General features: G+C 65.2%; 18 protein-coding genes. 7 read left to right on the plus strand and 11 right to left on the minus strand.

Annotation, left to right across the window (positions count from 1 at the left end; all coding sequences use genetic code 11):
• Window positions 1–62: 62 nt before the first annotated feature.
• Complete coding sequence (locus GM676_RS23965) at window positions 63–737, minus strand: glycoside hydrolase family 5 protein (protein WP_155466642.1); 675 nt, start codon at window positions 735–737, stop codon at window positions 63–65.
• A 205-nt stretch (window positions 738–942) separates the two neighbouring features.
• Between GM676_RS23965 and GM676_RS23970 the strand changes: the two genes are divergently transcribed.
• The gene (locus tag GM676_RS23970) at window positions 943–1,596 is read left to right on the plus strand and encodes a GNAT family N-acetyltransferase (protein ID WP_170304353.1); all 654 of its coding nucleotides are present in this window, start codon (window positions 943–945) and stop codon (window positions 1,594–1,596) included.
• On the opposite strand, the gene GM676_RS23975 is transcribed toward GM676_RS23970, so the two are convergent.
• The 8 genes from GM676_RS23975 to GM676_RS32650 form a co-directional block, all read right to left on the minus strand.
• Window positions 1,580–1,924 carry a zinc ribbon domain-containing protein YjdM gene (locus GM676_RS23975; RefSeq protein ID WP_155466644.1) on the minus strand — a complete coding sequence of 115 codons (345 nt, stop codon included), beginning with the start codon at window positions 1,922–1,924 and terminating at the stop codon, window positions 1,580–1,582. The two genes, GM676_RS23970 and GM676_RS23975, sit on opposite strands and share 17 nt — an antisense overlap.
• Before the next feature lie 35 nt (window positions 1,925–1,959).
• Entirely contained in the window at window positions 1,960–4,251 is a 2,292-nt protein-coding gene (locus GM676_RS23980) for an SUMF1/EgtB/PvdO family nonheme iron enzyme (RefSeq protein ID WP_155466645.1), read from the minus strand.
• Between the two features lie 5 nt (window positions 4,252–4,256).
• On the minus strand, window positions 4,257–6,431 hold the full coding sequence (locus GM676_RS23985; RefSeq protein ID WP_155466646.1) for a coiled-coil domain-containing protein: 2,175 nt from the start codon (window positions 6,429–6,431) through the stop codon (window positions 4,257–4,259).
• Window positions 6,432–6,519: 88 nt separating this feature from the next.
• Entirely contained in the window at window positions 6,520–7,659 is a 1,140-nt protein-coding gene (locus GM676_RS23990) for a hypothetical protein (RefSeq protein WP_155466647.1), read from the minus strand.
• Window positions 7,656–9,005 (minus strand): hypothetical protein, encoded by a 1,350-nt coding sequence (locus GM676_RS23995; protein ID WP_229262841.1) that lies wholly within the window; start codon window positions 9,003–9,005, stop codon window positions 7,656–7,658. Before GM676_RS23995 ends, GM676_RS23990 begins: the two co-directional genes overlap by 4 nt.
• The gene (locus GM676_RS24000) at window positions 9,006–9,590 is read right to left on the minus strand and encodes a hypothetical protein (protein WP_308936699.1); all 585 of its coding nucleotides are present in this window, start codon (window positions 9,588–9,590) and stop codon (window positions 9,006–9,008) included.
• Window positions 9,591–9,601: 11 nt separating this feature from the next.
• On the minus strand, window positions 9,602–10,975 hold the full coding sequence (locus tag GM676_RS24005; RefSeq protein WP_155466649.1) for a hypothetical protein: 1,374 nt from the start codon (window positions 10,973–10,975) through the stop codon (window positions 9,602–9,604).
• 82 nt (window positions 10,976–11,057) lie between these two features.
• A complete protein-coding gene (locus GM676_RS32650) occupies window positions 11,058–14,471 on the minus strand; it encodes a penicillin-binding transpeptidase domain-containing protein (RefSeq protein ID WP_155466650.1) in 3,414 nt (1,137 codons plus the stop codon).
• A gap of 191 nt (window positions 14,472–14,662) precedes the next feature.
• Between GM676_RS32650 and GM676_RS24015 the strand changes: the two genes are divergently transcribed.
• The 3 genes from GM676_RS24015 to GM676_RS24025 all read left to right on the plus strand — a co-directional run bounded on the left by GM676_RS24015 (window position 14,663) and on the right by GM676_RS24025 (window position 16,448).
• On the plus strand, window positions 14,663–14,887 hold the full coding sequence (locus GM676_RS24015) for a hypothetical protein (RefSeq protein ID WP_155466651.1): 225 nt from the start codon (window positions 14,663–14,665) through the stop codon (window positions 14,885–14,887).
• Window positions 14,888–15,030: 143 nt separating this feature from the next.
• Window positions 15,031–15,777 carry a YXWGXW repeat-containing protein gene (locus GM676_RS24020; protein ID WP_155466652.1) on the plus strand — a complete coding sequence of 249 codons (747 nt, stop codon included), beginning with the start codon at window positions 15,031–15,033 and terminating at the stop codon, window positions 15,775–15,777.
• Window positions 15,777–16,448, plus strand: a complete 672-nt coding sequence (locus GM676_RS24025) for a ribonuclease HI family protein (protein WP_155466653.1) — start codon at window positions 15,777–15,779, stop codon at window positions 16,446–16,448. The genes GM676_RS24020 and GM676_RS24025 overlap by 1 nt, the downstream gene beginning before the upstream one ends.
• Before the next feature lie 110 nt (window positions 16,449–16,558).
• Here the strand turns inward: GM676_RS24025 and GM676_RS24030 are convergent, their stop codons facing one another.
• Both GM676_RS24030 and GM676_RS24035 read right to left on the minus strand, forming a co-directional pair.
• Window positions 16,559–18,196: a methyl-accepting chemotaxis protein gene (locus GM676_RS24030; protein WP_155466654.1), complete on the minus strand. Its 1,638-nt coding sequence runs from the start codon at window positions 18,194–18,196 to the stop codon at window positions 16,559–16,561.
• A 64-nt stretch (window positions 18,197–18,260) separates the two neighbouring features.
• A complete protein-coding gene (locus GM676_RS24035) occupies window positions 18,261–18,725 on the minus strand; it encodes a chemotaxis protein CheW (RefSeq protein WP_229262842.1) in 465 nt (154 codons plus the stop codon).
• Window positions 18,726–18,894: 169 nt separating this feature from the next.
• On the opposite strand from GM676_RS24035, the gene GM676_RS24040 reads away from it, so the two are divergent.
• From GM676_RS24040 to GM676_RS24050, 3 genes are read left to right on the plus strand one after another with little or no spacing between them, the layout of a single operon-like run.
• Window positions 18,895–19,554, plus strand: a complete 660-nt coding sequence (locus GM676_RS24040; RefSeq protein ID WP_155466656.1) for an HD domain-containing protein — start codon at window positions 18,895–18,897, stop codon at window positions 19,552–19,554.
• Window positions 19,555–19,572: 18 nt separating this feature from the next.
• The gene (locus GM676_RS24045; protein WP_155466657.1) at window positions 19,573–20,793 is read left to right on the plus strand and encodes a TCR/Tet family MFS transporter; all 1,221 of its coding nucleotides are present in this window, start codon (window positions 19,573–19,575) and stop codon (window positions 20,791–20,793) included.
• Complete coding sequence (locus GM676_RS24050) at window positions 20,790–21,584, plus strand: substrate-binding periplasmic protein (protein WP_371866354.1); 795 nt, start codon at window positions 20,790–20,792, stop codon at window positions 21,582–21,584. Before GM676_RS24045 ends, GM676_RS24050 begins: the two co-directional genes overlap by 4 nt.
• The last annotated feature ends 3 nt before the right edge of the window (window positions 21,585–21,587 follow it).

Below are 21,587 nucleotides of genomic sequence, written 5' to 3' on the forward strand. Positions count from 1 at the left end.
TCCTCTGGTTGAGTTGAGTCTTCGCAAACCCAAATTTACCTTAAGAATCACAATGGCCGCCCTCAAGCTGCCTTCCTAAACGCCGATTCCGGCGAAGTCTTCATACACCACGTCGTGGGACACAATCCCACATCGACATCCTGCGACCATTTCGGCGTGCCGACCACAATCAGATTATCGGGATCGGCAGCGCGAATGGCGGCGATGACTTTTTCAGCATACGGCTTGATAGTGCCGCTCCACGAGACATCCAGCGGCTCATTATAAATTTCGTAGATGACGTTCGGCGTGCCGCCATATTTGCGCGCCATCGCCGTGAAAAACGCAACCGCCTGGTCAGGGTATTGCTCGGCATGATGCGAATGCCAGTCGATGATCACGTAGATGCCGTTGGCGATGGCGGCGTCCACCACGGTTTCAACGCGCGCCCGGTTGGCCACATCCTCAAGCAAGCCACCGCCTTCATCGACGCCCATCGCGGCGCGCACCACCGAAGCGTGCCAGCCGGTGGCAAAAGTCTTCACCGCCTCCGCGTTATAAAAACGCTCCTGCCCCCAGCCCGTATTCGACCAGAAGAAGCTCGGCCCGGCCAGGGCCACCTGTTTGCCATGCTGGTCCACCAGTTGCGAACCTTCGATCCGCAACGCGCCGTGTGTTTGTACGGGCGTGAGATTGGAATGCCCATCGGTGGCCGCGCCAAGTTCCACGGCCAGCGCCAATGCAGCGATCGATATCATCGTGGTCTCCCTGTTTTGTTAGCATCTTAAATAACGCCTTGGTCAACGGCGGCGCCCTTCGGCGCAGGCCAGCGCGTGGTTGGCTTTGCGCTCTTGGATCACTGGCGCACACCAGTGGCAATAAAGTTTTGAATTCGCGGGCAAACAACGGTATCGTGCCTCCTATGTTCAACCACGCCAGAATAGCATGTTGCCGATAGCCAAAATGCGCACTTTGTCACCCACGCCGCCGGACGCGGATCTGCTGGAGCGCTGGCTGCGCGCACGGTCGGTCGTGCGCAATCTGCCGCAGCCAGTGCCGGATCGCGGCGGACTGCGTGTGGACACGGGCATGCCGCAGGAACTGCGCCGCTATGTGTTTGCCGGCCCGTCGCCCGGCATCACCGAGCTGGCGCGGGAAATCGATGAGCCCTACATCTTCATCAAGATGTGCGGCGGCGCGGCGTTGCTGGAGTCGCTGGTCACGCCGAAGTGGCAGCTGCAACCGCCCGGCTATCTGATGACCAAGGAGCCCGGACGCAATCCGATACCGTCGCTGCCGCCGGGCTACTGGCTGCAAGTGCAAACCGAAGCCTCCGTCACCACCGCCCGTATTTTCACCGAAGACGACACACTGGCCGCCAGCGGCTACGCGGTGGAACATGAGGGCGTATTTGTGTTCGACCGCATCGCCACCGCGCCGGCACATCAGCATCAGGGACTGGGTGCGGCCATCGTGGCGGCGTTGGGAACGGCGCAGCGGTCGCAAGCCGCGCAACGCGTGCTGGTGGCGACCCAGGCCGGCCGCGCACTGTATTCAACCCTGGGTTGGAGCGTGCACTCGCACTACTCCACGGTGACGATCAAACCACCTTTTTGACAAATTCCGTCTTCAGACTCATGGCACCGAAGCCGTCGATCTTGCAGTCGATATCGTGATCGGCATCGACCAGTCGGATGTTCTTCACCTTGGTGCCAACCTTCACCACACCGCCGCCACCTTTCAATTTCAGATCCTTGATGACGGTGACGGTATCGCCATCCTGAAGCAGATTGCCAACCGCATCGCGATATACGCGCGCGCCTTCATCCGCCGCTTCGGCAGCGCCGGCAGTCCACTCGTGCGCGCACTCCGGACATACCAGATTGGCGCCGTCTTCGTAGGTGTATTCGGAACTGCATTTGGGGCATGGTGGCAAGGCGCTCATAGGGAATCCTGATTTTCAAAGGCCAACAGTATACCTTATGCCAGCTTGCGTGCGACGCGAAAGCCGACGATGTCATTCGCCAGCACCGCCGAAAAGCCGTTGCGCACCGCCGACCGCAGGTAGCGCGGGTTGTACAGCCACGAGCCGCCGCGCAACACGCGCCGCACAGGATCGCCGCCCTCTTCCCACGCGCTGCCATCGACCGGCGCGCCGACGTAGTTATCGTGCACCACGTCCTGCGTCCACTCCCACACATTGCCATGCATGTCGAACAGCCCCCACGGATTGGGCTGGTACGCCCCTACCTTGCTGGTGCCCTGCACATATGCGCCGCGCTGGCCGCCATTGTAGGTGTAGTGACCATCGTAGTTGGCCTGCTCGGTGCTGATGGTGTCGCCGAAGCTGAAGGCGGTCTTGGTGCCGGCGCGGCAGGCATACTCCCATTCCGCCTCGGTCGGCAGTCGATACAGATGGCCGGTTTTCTCCGACAGCCAGCGCAGGTAAAGCTGCGCATCCATCCAGCTGACGCCCACCACCGGATGCTCGTCGGTCTGCGCGAAGCCGGGAGCGCGCCAGTCAGTATCGGACTGCGATTCCCAGCCGGTGTCCTTGACGAAGCGGCGCCACTGCGCCACCGTGACCGGATAGCGACCCAGCGCAAACGAATGCTCAATGCCCACCCAGCGCTGCGGCAATTCGCGTTCCAGCCAGTTTTTCTGCGCGCCAGCCTTGATGGCCGTCGCCTGCTCATGTTCGTGAGAGCCCATCTGGAAGCGGCCGGTCGGGATCAGCACCAGATCCGGGCCATTGCCCGAGCCATCAAGGAAACGGTCGCGCAGCACGCCGCTGGCATCGGCCACCGGCGCATTGGCCGTCAGCACCGCCAGTTCAGCCGCGTGACGCTCGGCCTGCTGCTTGCGATGCCGTTCCTGTTCCTGCCGATACGCGACTTCCGCCTTCAGCTGCGCGGCCTTGCGCTGCTGCTCTTCGCGCTCCTCGCGCGCTTTTTTCGCATCGGCTTCGCGGCGCGCCAGCAACTGCTCGCGCAGCACCTGCTTGCGCGCCTGCGCCGCAGCTTCCGCTTCGGCGCGCTGCTTAGCCTCCAGCGCGCGCCGCTGCTGCTCCAGCCGCTGCTTTTCGACTGCGGCCGCTTGTGCTTCGGCCTGGCGGCGTGCCGCCAGTTCGGCCACCATCGCCTTGCGTTTTTCTTCATCAACGCGCGCCTGCTCCGCTTGCGCCGCCTGCTCTTTCTTGCGCTGCTGCTCGCGGGCTTCACGCTCGCGCGCCGCTTGCTCGGCCTGTGCCGCCAGTTCCGCCTCGGTCGGACCGGCCGCGCGGCCTAGTGCCGCCAGCAACTCGTTCACCGATGCCGGACGACGCTCCTGCAAGTACGCAAAGCCATCTTGCAGCACCTTCCATTGGCGTTCATTCAGGCCGCGCGGCGGCGATGGATGAAAATCCGCCGGCCGCATATCGTCGAACGGCATGCGGCCTTCCAGCAGCTGGTAGATCATTACCGCCACCGCGTACACGTCCAGCCTGGGCGCCGGCTGCCGTTGATGCGTGCCGGATTCCGGCGCGCGGTAGCCGGCGGTGCCGGCGTTCGGCGTCTGCAAACCGAGACTACTGCCGGCGCTGCGTGCGCGCGAGGCGATGCCGAAGTCCAGCAGCTTGATTTCGCCGCGCTGGGTCAGGAATACGTTGCCCGGCTTGAGATCCCGGTGCACCAGCTTGTGCTTGTCCCACGCGTATTGCAGCGCCTCGCCCACCGGCGACAGCAGCTTGAGCACCGCCTCCAGCGTCAGCTGCCCCTGCTCGGCCAGATAGGCATCCAGATCCTGACCTTCCAGATACTCCATGATGATGAAGTAGCTGGAGGTGGCCGGGTCCTGCGCCCATTCATACACCCGCACGATGTTTTCATGCGCCAGCTTGCGCGCCTGCGTGGCTTCCTCGATCAGCAGCTTGGCGTGGGTGGCGCTTTGCGTCAGCTGCGGCGGCAGAATTTTCAGCGCCACCTGGTCGCTGTGACCCAGTTCCGCGTGCGTGGCCAGATCGGTCGCCAGCCACACCTGTCCCATGCCGCCCATGCCGATCAAACGCTCCAGCCGGTAGCGGCGGTTTTGCGGGCCGATCTCCTGCCCGCCCATCAATCCCAGCTCGGTGCCCTGGCGCTGCGGCAGAGCGACAGGCGCGGCGCTGCCTCCCGGCGGCGCGTATTCCGCGTCGAGGATGGCGTTCTTGCGACGGTCGAACTCCTGGAGACTCAACAAACCGTCATCATGTAAGGCCCGCAATTCGCGGATCTTGTCTCTTGCTGTCTGCATTATTCCTACGTCACAGGTGCGCCGCATTCGGCGCAAAATTTATCATGGGCACGCGCAGCCGGGACCACATGCCCGTTGGCGCAACGGCGCGTATGAACAGCGGCGGCGTTCTGGGTGTTGAGCAGATCGACCTGATAGCGGCGGTCCTTGTCCAGCTCCGCGTCGCGGTGCGCGCGCTCTTCCAGCACGCGTTCATAGGCCATGCGCGCCGCTTCCGCCGGCGACACGCCATGTTCGGCGGCCACCACCTGCGCCAGCGCCTGTATCTGTTCCGGCGACATGCCGCCCTGGATTTGCAGCTTCATGATCTGCGCCACCGCTTCCACGTTGGACGGCGCGGCCACCGCGGCAATCGCCATGTCGCTCAGGCGGTTGATGGTTTCCATGCGGCGGATCTCGTGATCCTGCGTCGACTGCTGAATGCTGAAAGCCGCCGCGCGTTCCTGCTCGAATCTGCGCAGCTCGTGCTGCCATGCGGCTTCCTGCTCCTTCTGCTTGAGGATCAGGCGCTGCTCGTCCACCGCCAGCTGGTCCAGCATGGCCTGCTTGTTGTTGGCCTGGTTCTGGCGTGCGTGGATACCATCCGCTTCGATGGTGCGCAGCAGTTTTTCATACTGGGCGACGGCGTCGGCTTGCGCGCCGGTGCGTTTGAGGTCTTCGATCTTCTGATTGATCTCCGCCACTTGCACGGCGTTGGCGGCGTCCTTGACGACATCCTCGCGCAGCAGTTCGCGTTGGCGCGCCAGCGCCAGCTGGTCTTCCCACTCCTGCACGCGCTCCGCCTCGCGCCGGCGAGCGGCGTTGGCCATGGTCATGCCCTGAATGCGGGCGGCGTGGGCTTCCGCTTCAATTTGCAGCTCGCGCGCTTTCTCGTCCTTCTCACGCTGGCGCAGGGCCGCCAGTTCGCTGCGGCGGTGCGATTCGTCCTCAATCAACTGCGCCTGGGCGATCTGGCTTTCGATCGCCTGCTGGCGCAGCTGGTGTGACAGGCGTTGCTGCGCCAACTGGCGCTGTTCGGCGGCGGTCTGCTGCAAGACCTCCAGTTCGGTGCGCATGCGAATCTGCGCCAGATGGCGCACATGCTCCCAATCGGCCTGCTCGCCGACGCGGTGCGCCTTGTTGCGCGCCAGTTCGTGCTCCAGATCCGCCAGCACGGTGCCGGCGCCTTTGTCCAGCGCTACCTTGCGGGTCTTGGATTCCATCACCCGGCTGTACAGCTCCACTTCGCGCGCGCGGATGGCTTGCACACGTTCGGCCTCTTTCAGCGACAGTTCGGCCTTGTTGATGCTGGCGTCCTGGCGCAGTTCGGCACGGCGGAACTCCGAGTGCATTTTCTGCTCTTCGCGCCAGATGGCCTGCCATTCTTCTTCGTTGTAGATTTCGTCCAGCTGCTTGACGTGTTCCAGCTGCACATGGCGCTCGTCCGCCACAAGCCACATGGTGCCCACGCGCTCGCGGTTGTGATCGAATTTGTCGTGACGCAGCGCGGCGGTTTCCACGCCGTCCGCCGCCAGGCCGTAAGTGACCAGGCGGATTTTCAAAGCGGCTTGCAGGCGTTCGTTCAGTTGCAGTCGCAGGTCGGCATTGCCGGCCATCTCGCGGATCGAGCGGCTGCCGACGAATTCCGCCGCCAGCTGGCGCACCGACGGTTCCAGTAACTCGTGCAGATGCAGGGTGCTGACCACGCCCGGCACGGTCATGAAGTGCTGGGCGAAGGCCGGCACGTTTTCGATCCGGACCGAGATGGTGAAGCGTGCCGATATCTTCAGGTGCTCGGCGGTGTGCAGGTCGCTGAATGAGAACTCGACCGGCAATGGCAGGCTGCGGGTGATCAGGATTTCGGCATTCTGGTTGCGCAGCAGATGGTTCAGGCGCGTGAAGAAGCCTTCGATTTCGTATTCGCCCTGCGGCACTTCGGTGGCTTTGTCGGCTTGCAGGATGTAGGCGCGGGTGGTGGCCGGCACGCGCAACGTCTTGGTGAAGATGCCGGACAGCGTGCTGACGCCGAAGTACACGGCCAGCTCGTTATCGCCGGGTATCCAGCGGTTGTCGCGCAGGACTGGTTCGCTGCGCGGCGCGCCCAGCGTCAGGCCGCAGTGCTTGCAGTAGCCCGACTGGTCGCCGTTTTTGTGCTCGCACCGCGGGCATTTAACGCCGCCAAAACCAAACATTTGGAACATGTCAGACTCCTTCTACGATTCATCTCTCTGGCTGCCCTGCGAATTGCCGATTTTAGCAGGGCGCGCCCGGTTTGCTTCCAGCGCACGTTTAAATCATGCCAATCTTGTCAATACAGGCAAGACTTGCGCCTTTCTGGCGTAGTCCGGCGGCGTATCCGGGCGGTAGCTGGTCTTGCCAATCTTTGGGCAGGAGCACGCGGTCGCCGTGGTTGACTTGATTGAGTATTAATTCCAGCTTGGGCTCGCGCCCCTCTACCGTGTCGACGCGGCCGGCGTGCCAGGCGGTTGAGCTGCCGGTGGCGATGATGCGGCCGCGCGGGACGAACTCCCGGCCGCGTGCGAGGCGGTCGGCCATCACCAGCGCCAGTTGATAGGAGCCGCCCTGGAAGCGCGGCTGGCCGAAGCGGACCACGGTGCGCCAGCGGTTCAGGCCTTTGCCGTCGAAGTGGCGGGCGGCGGTGAGCGTTTGCCGGACTTCCTGCTGAGCGGCCAGGTCGAGGCCTGGAGCGGCGATGCCGTCTTCTTCGCTGGCCGCCGGGACGTCCAGCGGGAAGACGCTGACTTCCAGCCAGCCGAGGCTATCGTTGATGCCGCCGCTGTGCAGAGGGAACCAGGTGCGGACGGTGGAAACGGCGGACGACAGGTCGGCGTGGCCGCTCAGGGCGCCGAGATGGGTGATGTGCAGCGCGCCCTCGCCCTGCCCGATGTCCTTGGCCGCCTCTGCGTCGGCGACGAAGCCTGCGCCGTGCGGTTCGGTGGCGATGCGGACGGCGGTTGCACTCGTGGGCGCTGCGCCGGCGGCGAGCGTGGTCGTGGCGCTGGCGGCGGGCGCGGCGCTCACAACGCCGTCGACGCGGCCGAGGTGCCAGGCGTCGGAGCTGCCTTGGGCGCTGGTGTGCTGGCCCGGTGTGATCGGATGGAGGCCGCGCACCATGCGGTCGGCCAGCACGGCGGCCAGTTCCCAATCTCGCTCGCTGGCGGCGGGCGTGATGTCCATGCTGAGCACCACTTGGTCGCGGCTGTCCAGCCGGACCTCGGTGTGGCGCGCGAGGCGGACGATTTGCTGCATGCGTTCTGCGATTGCAGGAGCGTTCGGCACGATACACTTCACGTCGGCCCGGTTGGCGCGTGGGCGGTGGCTGGCGGTGATGGTGAGGATGCGGCCGTCGGCCAGCATGCTGCGGCATTCGGCGTTGGTCGGCACGGCGGTGATAGAGATGGTGGTCATAGCGATGGCTCCATGCGCGGGATGTGCGCGCTGCGGCGCAGCGACAGGCCGGTTTCCAGATTGGCGCAGATGCGGTCTGCCTCGTCCAGTAGCTGCGGCCACTGTTGCGGGTCTGCGAGCTGAAGGCGGGCCAGCAGGGACCAGGCTTCGTCCAGCGCCACTTGTGCGATCAGTGTCTGGGTGGCGCGGCGGGCTTGATCAATGGCGGCCAGTGGCTGGTCTGGCGCGGACCATGCCAGCGAGGGCATGGTGTTGACGTTCAGCGCGGCCATGCCCAGGCGCAGCAGCAAAGCTTGATGCTGCTGGAAGACCGGCAGGCCTTCGGGCAGCGCCAGCAAACGCAGCTCGGCGCTCAAGGCCGGCAGCTCAAGGAACAGGCGCCGCAAGGCCCGCGCATCCTGCTCCGCCGTGCGCACGGACGGCGGCGCGGCGGCCGTGACGGGGCCACCGCGCGGCACAGCATCCGCAGCCTGCCCGGCAGAAGGAACGGCGGCAGCGGCGTGTCCACCCGGCCGCGCAGCGGTCGGCATAGAGTCCGACGTGCCATCCCCTTTCCCGACCGGAGCTGCGGCAGCAGCAACGTGCCCCGCCGCAGCGTTCACGGTCTGCCCGGCTGCTGAAGCCGCGGCCGGCGCGAGTCTTATCGGCGCGTTCGCGACGCCAGCAGCCGGTGCGTGTTCTATCCCAGCGTTCGCGGACTGCCCGGCCGGCGGCATCGCGGCGGGCGTTTGTTCCATCGCAGCGGCAACGGTATGCGCGGCGGCTTCTTGCTGGGCGCGGGTTTGGAGGATGGTGGCGTAGTCGATTTGCTCGCCCAGGTCCACCGGCACGCAATCGTCCACCGTCACGCCGTAGCGCGAGTACATCAGCTGATTCAGGCCGGCGCGGAACGCGTGCCATTCTTCCAGCGTGGTGCACGGCGGCAGGTCCAGCGCCCCTTGCGCCAGCTCGGCCTGCAACGCCAGCTCCACCGACACGCCAAAATCCGCCACCATAAGGCGCCCCGCCGTCTCACTGTACAAAAACAAATCAAAGCGCTGCTGCGGCACGCGCGGATTGGCCGCGTCCACCACGAACCGCAACCGCAAGCCCCACTCCGGCGCGGCGGCGAACGGTATCAAGTCCACCGTGTACGGCCCCGGATGAAAACAGAACGCCATCTCGCCCTGCTCGCACAACACCTTCCCCGCCGCCATGCGGCGCGCATGGCCAGCCGCGTTGAACACCACTACCGTGCTTTGCGCAGGCGCGACATCCCCCGCTTCGAGCCGCAGCGCGATCAGAGTGGTGCCCAGACCACCGGTATCGGTGGCCTGCTTGCGGCGACGGCTGAATAATCCCATCATCTACGGCGCCACCGGTTCAACGGCAAAGCCGGCTCCATACAGTTGAAAGTGCGATGCCGGCGCCGTCGCGAACGGCCACGCGCGTTCACACTCGCCATCCGCATCCAGGCGGCCTTGCAGCACAATCGCCCCGCCGCCATCGATCACGCGCAACTGCGGCTGCTCGCGCAGCAGGCGCGTGGCGAATGGCGCTTCGGCCGACAGGCTCAGGATCACTTGCCAGCCGCCGTCCTGCCGCAGGAAGTGCAAGGTCCAGTGGTCATCGTCGGTGACCAGCGCCTCCAGCTCCTCTGCGCTTGATGCGGTCGACGCGGCGCGCAACATGCCGCTGCTGCCGGTCCACACCGGGTCGTTGGCGGCCACTGGCGCGGCCGCATGCCGCTCCAGCGACAACTGGCGGAAGCGGCGCAAGGTCAGGGGCGATGCCGATAACGCTTGCCGCTCGTTCGGCGTCAGGGGGCGCGAGCCGTCCAATGCTGCAAGCAGCGTGGCGTCGGCCAGCATCAGGCGGTCGCCCGGCGCTGGACGCGACAACAGCACGCGTTCTTGCAGACGCGCGTCCAGATCATCTTTTGCTGAGTTCAAATCGTTCTCCTTCATTGCGCGCCCGCTGCTTGCAGCCTGGCGATTGCTTCATTGCGGCGCTTGCGCAGCGTCGGCATCGAAATCTGGTCCAGCGACGCCAGTTGCTGCAAGGTTGGCAGCTCGCCAGTGGACGGGTCCAGCCAGGCGTCCGGGTAAGTGTCGTCGGCTGCGCCCAGCAGCTTGTGGTACACGGCCAGGCGGATCGGCAGCGATTCGTCGCGCATCATGCGGACGGTCCAGCTGCCGGCATCCTGCGCGGCCCGCGCCAGTTCAAGATAGCGGAGGGGCAGGGAAAGGTCTTCCGCGCGGGATTGTTCAGCTGCCAGGTCGGTCTCGCTGAGCGGCGCGGCGTCCATGCTGGCGCCCGCCCCCGGCCACGCGCCGCCCTCGGCGGCTTCCCCGGCGAGGATGCCGGCGGCATCGGCATCGGCATCGGCATCGGCGACATCGTCGTCCAGCGCGGGCGCGGCGAGGATGCGGTCTTCGTCCTGCGACTGGCCGCTGGCTTCCACCTGCTCGGACTCGCCCATCACACGCCAGTAATCTTCCAGCCACAGCGCCGCCTCGCCGGCCTCCCCCTGCCAGTCGTCGGCGCTGTCCATATTGGCGGACAACTCCTCATAATCGCCAATTTCCACCAGCAGCGCCGCGATCTTGTCCGGACTATTCTTCAAACTGGCGAAGCGTTTGGATTTGGTATGCAACGGCCCCGGCGAGCCGCCAAACCGCTCCAGCGACTCGCTCCAGCGAATAATCCACTCGGCCTTGCAACCGCCGATGGACTTCATCTGCCGAACCTCGATCGGCGTACCGGCCAGCGGCCTGCCGAGTATCGCCCCAACCTGCGCCGCATTCTGCTCCCAGGCCGCGAACAAGCCGGCAATCTCGCGATACGCCGTATCCAGCATGCGATACGTGTAGATTTTGTTGGGCGAACATTCGCGTCCGGTGGCGACGATGTAATTGTCCGCATCGACCTTGTCGCGCAAGGTCGCGTACATATCGTTGACCTTCTTGCGCAGCACACCTTCGGCCGCCGCATCCTGCCAGAACGCGCCGCTGCGCGCATATTCGCTGGCCATGGCGGCGGTAAACGCCGTCCAGTAAGCGGTTTGCGCCTGCAATTCATACAGCAGGCCCAGCGAAAGCTCATAGACACTCTCGCCATAGCTATTGCCCTCGGCCTCGCCGCGCGCGGTGCGGGCGTTGGCGCGCAGGGACGCCGCTACCGCATCGGTATAAGCGTCAAGCAGCGCCGCGTGCTGCTCGGGATCGAGCACATGGTGCATCTCAATCTGCCGGAAGGCTTGCAGCGAGCAGAGTCCCAGCAGCTTGCGCACTTGTTCCCAGCCGTGCTCCTGATACCGGGTTCCTGGCAAGCGCATAAAGTCCTGTAAGTAAAAGTGAGTCAAAAAGGCTTTCCAAGCATGCCACAAAAAGGCAGTAAGCATTATTCCGTTTACAAGGCTATTTCCCCTTCTGTTCAGCGTTCTGCGACGCCAGCGTGGACAGGATGGCCGCGATCACTGGCGCCGCATGCTCGCCGCCGGTGGCGTCGGAATGGCTGACGAAGGCCGCCATCGCCAGCCGGTGGGTCTGGCCAGGCAAGCTGCCCGCCTCCAGCCAACCGGTGAACCAGACCGTGGCCGTGTCCTCGCCGCTCGGCGCGGTGCCGGTTTTGCCGTACAGGCCAGGACGCACGCCGGCCAGCGCCGCGCCGCGGAATGCGCCGGCACCGGTGCCCACATCGACCACGCCTTTCATGCCGGCCTTGATGCGGTCCAGCCGGATGCCCAGTGGCGGCGCGGCCGGCACGCTGCTTTGCCCCCGGCCCAGCGACAGCAGCATGCGCGGCGCGACCACTCTGCCTTGCCCGATCGCCGCCGAAGCCAGCGCCATTTGCAGCGGCGTGACCTGCATGCGCAGCCCGATGGCCATCTGGCGCAGTTCGTGACGCGTGTGGATCGGGTCCATGTGGGCTGGCGAGGCTTGCAGCGCGTCCCATGGACGCCAACTGAAATCGGCCGGCAGCAGGCCGCCGTCCAGCCGCAGCGATTGTTCAAAGCCGAGACGGTGCGCGGCGGCGACGATGGGACGGATACCGTCCAGCGCATTGGCGTCCAGGGCTTGCAGGTCGGGCGCGCCGCCGTCCGGACGGCCGAACAGGCTGCGGTCACTCAGTTCGGCGGACCAGGCGAACCAGGTATTCAGGCTGTAGGTCAGCGCTTGCGCCAGTCCAAGCCGGCCTTCCTGAGCGCGCCGGTCCAGGCTTTGTTCGCGGTAGTTGGTGATGTGGGCCAGGCGCGGATTCAGCGGGTAGCTGGCGGCGTCGGTCTGGAAACCGTAGCCGCGTTGTGCGGCCAGGCGGTTGATGGCGGGAAGTGGCATGCCGCCCAGCAGCGCGTCGATCTGGGGATCGCTTTGGGCGGCGATTTCAAGTCCGAGCGCGCTCACGACCTTGAAGGTGGAGCCGGGGCTTTGGTGGGCGCCGCCGTCGTGCTGGAGGGCCGGCAAGCGCAATGGGCTGCGCGCGGGGCTGGTGCGGTCGAAGTCGCGTACTTCGGCCCAGTTGGCGCTGGTGACGTTGCCCGCGCCGGCGCCGGCTGCGGCAAGGATGTCGCCGGTTTCGGTGTCGAGGATGACGATGCCGGCGTGGCGGCCTTCAGGTGCGGCTTGGCCGCCGGTGCAACGGCCCTCGCTCCAGCGACCGCGCTGCATGGCGACACAGTCCAGCACGCGCTGGCTGAGGGCTTGCAGGGACAAGTCCAGTGTGAGACTGGCGCGCACCGCGCCGTCGCTTGCGGGCAGGCGGGCGAGCATGCCGGCGATGCTGCTGGCGTGTTCGGTATTGAGGCCTAGCAGTGGCGCGAGGCCGGCCTCGGTCGCCGCTTCGCTGGGGGCGCCGTCGGCCCACAAGGTGCTGCCGTTGCGGTCTTCCAGTTGGACTGGCGACGGTGCGGCGGTGTGCGATGCGGTGTTGTCGGTCTGGGCCAGTGCTTGCCAGATCAGGCGGCCGTTGGCGACGCGCAGGTGGCGGTATTTCTGGTCTTCCGGGGCGTTGAAGTCCAGAGGCTGCACGTCCAGCTGGACGGTGCGCGCGCCCGCTTGCAGAGTGAGGGTGATTTGCTGGACGTCGCTGCTGCTGGCGCAAGCGCGGCCAGTGCAGGCTGGCGCGAGTCGGGCGATGGCGTCGGCGTTGCTGGCGCAGGTGCGGCCGGCGCAGGCTGGCGCAAGTCGGGCGATGGCGTCGGCATTGCTGGCGCAGGTGCGGCCGGCGCAGGCTGGCGCGAGTTGGGGGACGGCGCCAGGGATGCGGGCGCTGGCGCTGCCGGCAAAATCGCCGATGTTGGCCGTGCCGCCTACGACGCGGCCGGCGACTAACAAGTGCAGCACTTCGCCGCCGCTGGCGGCGCGCGGCAGCGTCACCGTGAGGTGGACGGTTGGCCGGGCGCCGTCGCTGTCGCCGCCTTGCGGCCAGCGGGCCACGCGGATCCATGGCTGCCAGCCTTGCGGCAGCGATGCGAACAAACGCGATGCGGAGACGGGCATCTGGCTGGTGGTGGCAACCATCAGGGGAGCATCGCCGCCGCCGGCGCTGGCGGTCCAGTCCAATGCCAGCCCTTCCGGCGCTTTGATGCGCCAGGCCAGCAGGCGGCGTTCGCTGTTGTAGATGTCGATCTGCTGGCGGACGTAGGCGCCATCGGCTTGATAGTACAGGCGCTTGAAGAGTTTGTGCGTGGCGGGACCGGGTTTGATCTGGCGCCAGTTCCGCAATTCGGCGGCGCGTTCGCCGGCGCCGGCGACTTGCCATTGCGGCAGATCGCGCGGGGCGAGTTCGATTGTACCGCTGGCGGTCAGTCGCACCAGCCCTTCGGCTTGCAGCTGTTCGAACAGGGCCTGGTCTTCCAGCGCGCTGGCTGCGGCGTTGGGCACCTGATAGGCGCCCGGCGCGAGATAGGTGCCGACGGCGCGGCCGCGCGCAGGGAAGGCAACCACCAGCGCGGGACCAAGAGCGGTGCTGACGACGTTGGCGAGACTCGTGCCGACACCAGCGGCGGCGACGCTGACGGCGGGTGCGGCGGCGCGGTACATTTGCACCAGCAGCTCGCCGGCCTGCGGGCACATGGCGTTGCTGCGTCGTTCGAGACGCAACGCGGCGTTCGCGCCCCACAACAGCCATCCTTGCTGGCGCAGCGCGACCTGGCCGCTGGCGCCCTGCTCTATTTGTCCGAAGCTCGCGTCGCTCAGCCAGCGGGTGTCAGTCTGCTTGCTACGCCAGCTCAATTGGAGCGGTTCGCTCAGCGGATCGGCGAAGTCGGCACGGGCGGTACCTTCGATCTGGATTTCGGGGATGGTGTCGGCGCCGGTGCTGCTGTCGGCCACCAGCAGAACGTTGCGCAACGGGATTTGCGCGTTCGAGGCCACCCAGCGCTGAACGTCGTCGAAGCGGTAGCCGAGGCGCAGTGGCAGCAGGCGGTTGTCGGTCGGGCTGCGCATCTGGCTGCACAGGTCAACGCGCACTGGCGGCGCGGCTTGCATGCCGGAGGCAACCAGCAAGGCGCCACCGGGATGCAGGGTGACGCTGATGCCGGCTTGTTCAGGCACGGTGAATGCGATGCCCGGCAGGACGGACTGGTAAGCGTTGGCGGCACGGACGTTGGCCGCCGATTGCGGCGTGCTGGCGGTGGACGCGGCCAGATGGCGCGCATGGCCGGCAATCAGCACGCCGCCGCCGAGCGCGACGCACAGACTCGCCAACGCCAGCCACATGATCCGCGAGCGAGCGCCGGCGCGCTGGCCGGCGCGCAGGTTGGCGCTGCGACGGCGGGCGCGCTGGCGCTCGCTCCAGGCTTGCAGAATCGTATGGATGAATCGCGGCATTTGCCCCTCGCGCTGATGGTTGGAATCTGCTGTTCCTTAGCAGAGGGGCAAGGAAAAACCCACCTCCCATCGCGCCAAAACGCATTTCGGACCGCCGAAAATGCGGCTCGTCGCAATCCCGTCGCGCCTTGACAGGCCTTTGGATACAGTGAGCACATCGAAACTCACTTTAACCACCGAAAGGAAGCAAAATGAACGTCCTGAAAAACTTCGAAACCCTGTTCGTCGTGACTGTGGCCCTGGCTTGCGGCGCAACCTACGCTCTGGATAAATCGGCCGTGGAAACGCAAGATCCCAACATGCAGGTGGTGGTGGTCAGCGCCAAACGCCTGACGCCAGAACAGAAGCTGCAATCCGTGCTGGAAGAACGCGCCGCCACGCTGGCCGCCGACACCAAGCAGACCAAGGCCATTTAAGGTCTGTGCGGTGTCGCACACAGCGGCACACAGCTTTGTGTCATATGTAAAAAACTGCATCATTCAAAGCAACACCTGATACCGCTTGATATAGTTCGTCCATGCGCAGAAACCAGCGCAATCAGAAGACGGAGGACACTATCATGATCAAGCCAATTTTTGCGACCGCCATACTGGCGCTGAGCGCAGCAGCCTTTGCACCATCCATCGCCTCCGCGCAGGTCGGCGTCAGCGTCGTGATCGGCAACGCACCGCCGCCTCCACGTTTTGAAAGCGTACCAGCGCCGCGCCACGGCTATGTTTGGGCGCCAGGTTACTGGAACTGGGACGGTTATCGCCACGTCTGGGCCGGCGGCCACTGGGAACGTGAACGCGCCGGCAGTTACTGGCGTCCCGCCGAATGGGTACGCGCCGACGGCGGCTGGCGTCTGAGCCCGGCCGGCTGGGTGATGGTCGACAACGGCCCGTCGCGCGTCGATTACATTACCGTCGCACCGCCGCCACCACGCTATGAACGCATTCCCGATCCGCGCCCCGGCTATATCTGGTCGCCGGGCTACTGGGAATGGCGCGCCAATCGCCACGTCTGGATAGGCGGTAACTGGATCGCCTCCCGTCCTGGCTATGTGTATGCGCAGCCGCGCTGGGTGGAACGCGATGGCCGCTGGTTCCGTGAAGAGGCGCGCTGGGAGCGCGGCCCGAACGGCGACCGCGATCATGACGGCATCCCGAATCGCTACGATCGTCACGACAATCGCGGCGATTATCGCGGCGGTGGCCGCGGCGACCGGGATCACGACGGCATCCCCAACCGCTACGACCGTGACCGCGATGGCGACGGCGTCCCCAACCGCTATGATCATCATCCCGACAACCGCCGTCGCGATTAATGAACAACTTTGAGTTTGAAACGCTGGCCACGGCCGCCTTCAAGGGCGAGCGCGTGGCCGCGCGCCGTTTGGTGGCGCGCACGCAGGTGACCGAGGCACAGGCCTTGTTGCAGGTGTTGACCCTGGCCGCCGGCGTGGCCGGCCTGGCGCGGTTGCTGTCGGAACGCGAGCAGTTACGCCGGCATGATGATGAGCGGCGCCTGGCAAGACAGGCGCGGGCCACGCAAAAACTGGCGCAGCGCAAGGCCGCCATGCAGCCGGTGGCGGCGTGGCGCGGGTGGTTTGACGGATCGGCGCATCCGAATCCGGGACAGATCGGCATCGGCGCCCTGTTATGCGGGCCGGACGGCCAGCGGGTGGAGATCAGCCGTCGCGCCGGCCATGGCAACAGCAGCGAGGCGGAGTATCTGGCCTTGACAGCGCTGCTGGAGATGGCCGTGAAGATAGGCGCCAGCGGGCTTGCCGTGTGCGGCGATAGTCAGGTAGTGATCAATGATGTGAATCTGGGCGCGGTGCGCGGGGCCAAAGGACTGGAAGCGCATCGCGCGCGCGTGGTGGAGCTGATGTCGGTGCTGGGCGCGGTGCAGCTGCGCTGGGTGCCGCGTCACCGCAATGGCGACGCCGACCGCCTGTCGCAACAGGCCATCACCGGTCACGCCAGCGCGGACTAGACCGGCGGCGCGGCCCGGTGGCGCCTTCCGCCGGCACGGGTCCCGCCTGCGCGCGGCAAACACCGCAAGGCGGCGCGGTTGGCGCTCCTTGCTTGCGCGGCCGGCCTTCCTTATGCGCGGCGACGGGACAGTTCCAGCGCCGGGCGGCGGGAAGATGGGGCGCGCGATGTGCCGCTGCGCGGCGTGAACTGCGTCACGCTGTCATGCACCTTGAACACGCTGACCGCCTTCGCCAACGCCGCCGCCTGCTGCTGCATGGATTCCGCCGCAGCCGCAGCCTCCTCCACCAGCGCCGCATTCTGCTGCGTCACCGCGTCCATCGAACCGATGGCCTGATTCACTTCATTGATGCCGGCGCTTTGCTCGCTGCTGGCCGCCGTGATCTCGGAAATCATGTCGCTGACCTTGTGCACGCTGGCGACAATTTCATCCATCGTTGTGCCGGCATCGGCCACCAGCTTGCTGCCCAGGTTAACCTTCTCGACCGAATCGCCAATCAGCGCCTTGATTTCCTTGGCGGCGGAAGCGGAACGCTGCGCCAGATTACGCACCTCCGACGCCACCACCGCGAAACCACGCCCCTGCTCACCGGCGCGCGCCGCCTCGACGGCCGCATTCAGCGCCAGGATATTGGTCTGGAACGCAATGCCGTCGATCACCGCGATAATATCCACGATCTTGCCGGACGACTGATTGATCGAATCCATGGTGCCGACCACCTGCGCCACCACCTCGCCGCCTTTGACGGCAACCTGCGCCGCCGATGCTGCCAGCTGGTTGGCCTGGCGCGCATTGTCCGCATTGTGCTTGACGGTCGAGGTCAGTTCCTCCATCGAGGACGCCGTCTCCTCCAGCGCGCCCGCCTGTTGCTCGGTGCGGCGCGACAGATCCTGATTGCCCTGCGCGATTTCGGACGACGAGGTGGTAATGTGATCGGTGCCGCTGCGCACATCCGTCACAATGCCCAGCAAGGAAGCGTTCATCTCCTTCAAGGCCGACAGCAGCTGGCCCGTTTCATCCTTGGCGCTGTCGTCGATATGGCCGGTCAGGTCGCCGCCGGCGACGCGGCGCGCCACCTCCACCGCCTCTTGCAGCGGACCGGTGATGCCGCTGGTGAGCAGCCAGGCGCAGGTCACGCCAAAGGCCAGCACCAGCGCCGCCAGCACGTACAGCAGATTGCGGCTGCTGGAAGCGATATCCTCGATATGCTGGGCCGCCGCGTCGATCTTCGCGCGCTGCATCTTCAACAGCTCGATGATCAATTCCTGGTACTTGGCCGTACCCGGACGGAACACGTTCTCGAAAATCTTGTTGGCTTCTTCCAGCTCGCCGGCGGTTTTCAGCTTGGCGATCTGGTCGCGCGAAGACAGGTAGACCTTGCGCTGCTCGCCGATGCGGGTGAACAGCTCCTTCTCGTCCGCGTCCGAAATCAGCGTCTCGATTTTCTTTTGCAGCTCGGACGAAATGGCCGAGGAGGCCTTGGATTCCTCGGCAAAGTATGCGCCGAGGGAGGGATCGCTGCTGCGCGCGATCGCGGTGGTGCGGCGGATACCGCTATCAATCTTGCCCGACCAGTCGGAGATCATGCGCTCCTTGGCCAGCGGCACCTGCATCATTTCGCTGGTGGCCGACGCCACGCCTTGCAGGCGCCACACGCCAATGCCGGTGATCAGCATCGCAAACGCCAGGATGATCGTGAAACCCAGGGCCAGGCGTTTGCCGATACTGATATTCGCCAACATATTCATTCTTGCACCTACCTCTCACAGTAAATCAAAAACGGAACCAGCATCGGGGCCTGCCCGGCCAGGATTACGCCGCCAGTGCGGTGTTCTCGATCAGGCCCATGTCGGCGCTGGACATCAGCTTGTCGATATCGACCAGGATCAGCATGCGCTCGTCGATGGTGCCCAGGCCGACGATATGTTCGGTGTTCATGGCCGAACCGATTTCCGGCGCCGGCTTGATCTGCTCCGGCAGCAGCATGGTCACGTCCGACACGCGATCCACCACCATGCCCACCACGCGGTGGCCGATGTTGAGGATGATGACCACGGTGAACTGGTCATAAGTCGGGGTGCCGAGGTTGAACTTGATGCGCATGTCCACGATCGGCACAATGATGCCGCGCAGGTTGACCACGCCCTTGACGAAGTCCGGCGCGTTGGCGATGCGGGTTGGCGTTTCGTAGCTGCGGATTTCAGCGACTTTTTGAATATCGATGCCGTATTCTTCCTTGCCCAGGGTGAAGGCCAGGTATTCGCGGACGTCAGACATGAGTTTTCCTTCATTGCTAAAGTGATTACCCATAATGTTACCTCAAGTAAAGTTCCTTTGCAGCAAATAAATGCGTCTTGGCAATAAATAACCTTATAGCAAGCTCCAGATTATTATTTCAGCCATGGTGTATGATTTGAGCCAAAATCGTCCACACTCAGGGAGAACGATGAATAGCTTGCTCAACAGCTGGCACCCACGCCTGGTCGCTTTGGCTAACGCAGCCCAAGGGATAGACGGCGCGCACGATACCAACCACCTGCACCGCGTCTGGCGCAACGCCAGCCTGCTGCTGGATGACTACCCCGAAGCCGACGCGCTGGTCGTGCTGGCGGGATGCTATCTGCACGACCTGGTCAACCTGCCCAAGAACGATCCGGAACGTCACCTCGCCTCGCGCAAGGCCGCGCTGCTGGCCAGCCGCCAGTTGGCGGAGCTGGACTTCCCGCCCAATAAACTGGCCGCCGTGGCGCATGCCATCGAAAGCCACAGCTTCTCGGCCGGCATCCGGCCGGAGACCATCGAAGCGCGCATCGTGCAGGACGCCGACCGGTTGGACGCGCTGGGCGCGGTCGGCCTGGCGCGCCTGTTCTACACCGCCGGCCGCATGGATTCGGCGCTGGCGCATCCGGACGACCCGATGGCGCTGCACCGCGACCTGGACGACAAGGCCTACGCGCTGGACCACATCGACACCAAGCTGGCCACCCTGCCCGGCAAGATGCAGACCGCCGCCGGCCGCCGCCTCGGCGAAACCCGCCTCAAAGAACTGATCGCCTTCCGCGACACCTTCATCGCCGAATGGGCCGCCAGCCCGGCCGCGCCGTAAACCGATATCCGAGTACCCATGACCAAACCTGCATCTCCGGGCAATCTGAATTTTGTACTGATCTGCGTTTTCATCGACATGCTGGGCATCGGGCTGATTGTGCCGGTGCTGCCGGTGCTGGTGGGGGAATTCACCGGTACGCGCGAAAATCAGGCCTACTGGTATGGCGTGATGAGCGCCACCTTTGGCCTGATGCAGTTTATTTTCATGCCCATGCTGGGCGCCATCAGCGACCGCGTTGGCCGCCGCCCGGTGCTGCTGTATTCCATGGCCGGCATGGCGATCAACTTCTTCACCACCGCGTGGGCGCCCAACCTGGCTTGCCTGTTCATCGGCCGCGTGATCGGCGGCATGTCGTCGGCCAGCATGTCGGTGGCGTCGGCCTACGCGTCGGATATCTCGACGCCGGAGAACCGCGCCAAGAGCTTCGGCAAGGTCGGGGCGGCGTTTGGCCTGGGCTTCATCTGCGGGCCGATGCTGGGCGGCTTGCTCGGCACCGTCGACCTGCACTTGCCGTTCTACGTGGCGGGCGCGCTGTCGGTGGCCAACTTCGCCTACGGTTATTTCGTGGTGCCGGAGTCGCTGCCGGCCGGTCGCCGCGCGCCGCTCACGCTGTCCAGGATTAATCCGTTCGCGGCGCTGGTCAAGCTGGGGCGCCGAACCGACATCCGCGGCCTGATCGTCACCTACACACTGGTGACGCTGGCCGCCATGATGCTGCAAACCACCTGGGTGCTGTACACCACCTTCCGCTTCAACTGGACCCCGGGCCAGAACGGCGCGGCCCTGTTCTGCGTTGGCCTGACGGCGGCCGTGGTGCAGGCTGGCCTGCTCGGAGTACTGATCAAGCGCTTCGGCGAGGTGAAGCTGTCGGTGCTGGGCCTGGTGTCGGGCGCGATCACCTACCTGCTGTACGGCCTGGCCACGCAGGGCTGGATGATGTATGTGCTCATCATGTGCAATGTGCTGTCGTTTGCCATCGGCCCTGCCCTGCAAAGCATCATCTCCAAGAGCACGCCGCCCAACGAACAGGGCGAATTGATGGGGTCCTTGCAATCGATCAGCAGCGTGGGCGTGATCTTCATGCCGCTGCTGGGTTCCGCGATCCTGGGTGAAGTCAGCCACCTGTCGTCCGGCGACTGGCGCGTGGGCAGCACCTTCTACCTGTGCGCGGTGATGCAGACCGTGGCCATCTTCGTGGCGCAGCGCTACTTCGGCAAGCACGCGGTGCAATCGTGAAACACGCCCTGCTGCTTGCGGCCGGCCTGCTGGCGCACAACGCTTATGCCGGCTGCTCGCGCGACATCGCCGCGCCGGTATCGGCCAACGGCGCCAGCGTGATCGTCGAGGGGACCAGCGTCAAAGGGATTTATCCGGACGTGCTGCGCGCCATCGGCCCCAAGGCCGGCTGCCATTTCGTGTTCACCGTGGTGCCGCGCGCACGCCAGGTGGCGATGTTCAAGGCCGGCACGGCGGACGTGCTGGTGCCAGCTTCCCGCACGCCGGCGCGCGACCTGCTGGGGACTTTCATCCCCATGATTACGCATCGCGCCATGCTGATCTCCTTGAACAATGGCCGCGCGCCCATCGCCAGTGCGCAAGATCTGCTGGCACGCAAGGAACTGCGCGTGGCGGTGGTGCGCGGCTTCGACTACGGCGAGCCTTATACGGCGCTGATCGAGGAGCTGCAAAAACAGGGCCGCCTGTTCGTGGAGGTGGACGTGATCGGCATCGCGCGCCTGCTGCATGCGGGATCGGCCGACGTCACCATCATGGGACCGACGCTGATGGCCGGCGCCATCCGCCGCGACCATCGCGTGCAAGGCTTGCAGGAGAAATTGAAATTCGAAGCCATCCCCGAACTGCCGTGGCAACAGAGCGGCGCCTACATCTCCAACGCGCTCAAGCCGGAAGACCAGGCGGCGATCCGCGAGGCGCTGGAAAAAGCCGGCAAGTCCAATCAGATCATGGACGGCTATCTGCGCTACTTCCGCGCGGACGTGCTGAGTGACAGCGTGCGTCCGCGCTAACCG

This window comes from Duganella radicis (genome assembly GCF_009720825.1).
Taxonomy (GTDB): Bacteria; Pseudomonadota; Gammaproteobacteria; order Burkholderiales; family Burkholderiaceae_D; genus Rugamonas; species Rugamonas radicis.

Bases quoted from the DNA above. Each gene is read 5' to 3' on its own strand.
- GM676_RS23985 (WP_155466646.1), bottom strand. From the start codon at position 6,431: ATGTTCCAAATGTTTGGTTTTGGCGGCGTTAAATGCCCGCGGTGCGAG.
- GM676_RS23970 (WP_170304353.1), top strand. From the start codon at position 943: ATGCGCACTTTGTCACCCACGCCGCCGGACGCGGATCTGCTGGAGCGC.
- GM676_RS23975 (WP_155466644.1), bottom strand. From the start codon at position 1,924: ATGAGCGCCTTGCCACCATGCCCCAAATGCAGTTCCGAATACACCTAC.
- GM676_RS24035 (WP_229262842.1), bottom strand. From the start codon at position 18,725: ATGTCTGACGTCCGCGAATACCTGGCCTTCACCCTGGGCAAGGAAGAA.
- GM676_RS23995 (WP_229262841.1), bottom strand. From the start codon at position 9,005: ATGATGGGATTATTCAGCCGTCGCCGCAAGCAGGCCACCGATACCGGT.
- GM676_RS24005 (WP_155466649.1), bottom strand. From the start codon at position 10,975: ATGCGCTTGCCAGGAACCCGGTATCAGGAGCACGGCTGGGAACAAGTG.
- GM676_RS24025 (WP_155466653.1), top strand. From the start codon at position 15,777: ATGAACAACTTTGAGTTTGAAACGCTGGCCACGGCCGCCTTCAAGGGC.
- GM676_RS32650 (WP_155466650.1), bottom strand. From the start codon at position 14,471: ATGCCGCGATTCATCCATACGATTCTGCAAGCCTGGAGCGAGCGCCAG.
- GM676_RS23965 (WP_155466642.1), bottom strand. From the start codon at position 737: ATGATATCGATCGCTGCATTGGCGCTGGCCGTGGAACTTGGCGCGGCC.
- GM676_RS24020 (WP_155466652.1), top strand. From the start codon at position 15,031: ATGATCAAGCCAATTTTTGCGACCGCCATACTGGCGCTGAGCGCAGCA.
- GM676_RS24040 (WP_155466656.1), top strand. From the start codon at position 18,895: ATGAATAGCTTGCTCAACAGCTGGCACCCACGCCTGGTCGCTTTGGCT.
- GM676_RS24015 (WP_155466651.1), top strand. From the start codon at position 14,663: ATGAACGTCCTGAAAAACTTCGAAACCCTGTTCGTCGTGACTGTGGCC.
- GM676_RS23980 (WP_155466645.1), bottom strand. From the start codon at position 4,251: ATGCAGACAGCAAGAGACAAGATCCGCGAATTGCGGGCCTTACATGAT.
- GM676_RS24045 (WP_155466657.1), top strand. From the start codon at position 19,573: ATGACCAAACCTGCATCTCCGGGCAATCTGAATTTTGTACTGATCTGC.
- GM676_RS24030 (WP_155466654.1), bottom strand. From the start codon at position 18,196: ATGAATATGTTGGCGAATATCAGTATCGGCAAACGCCTGGCCCTGGGT.
- GM676_RS23990 (WP_155466647.1), bottom strand. From the start codon at position 7,659: ATGACCACCATCTCTATCACCGCCGTGCCGACCAACGCCGAATGCCGC.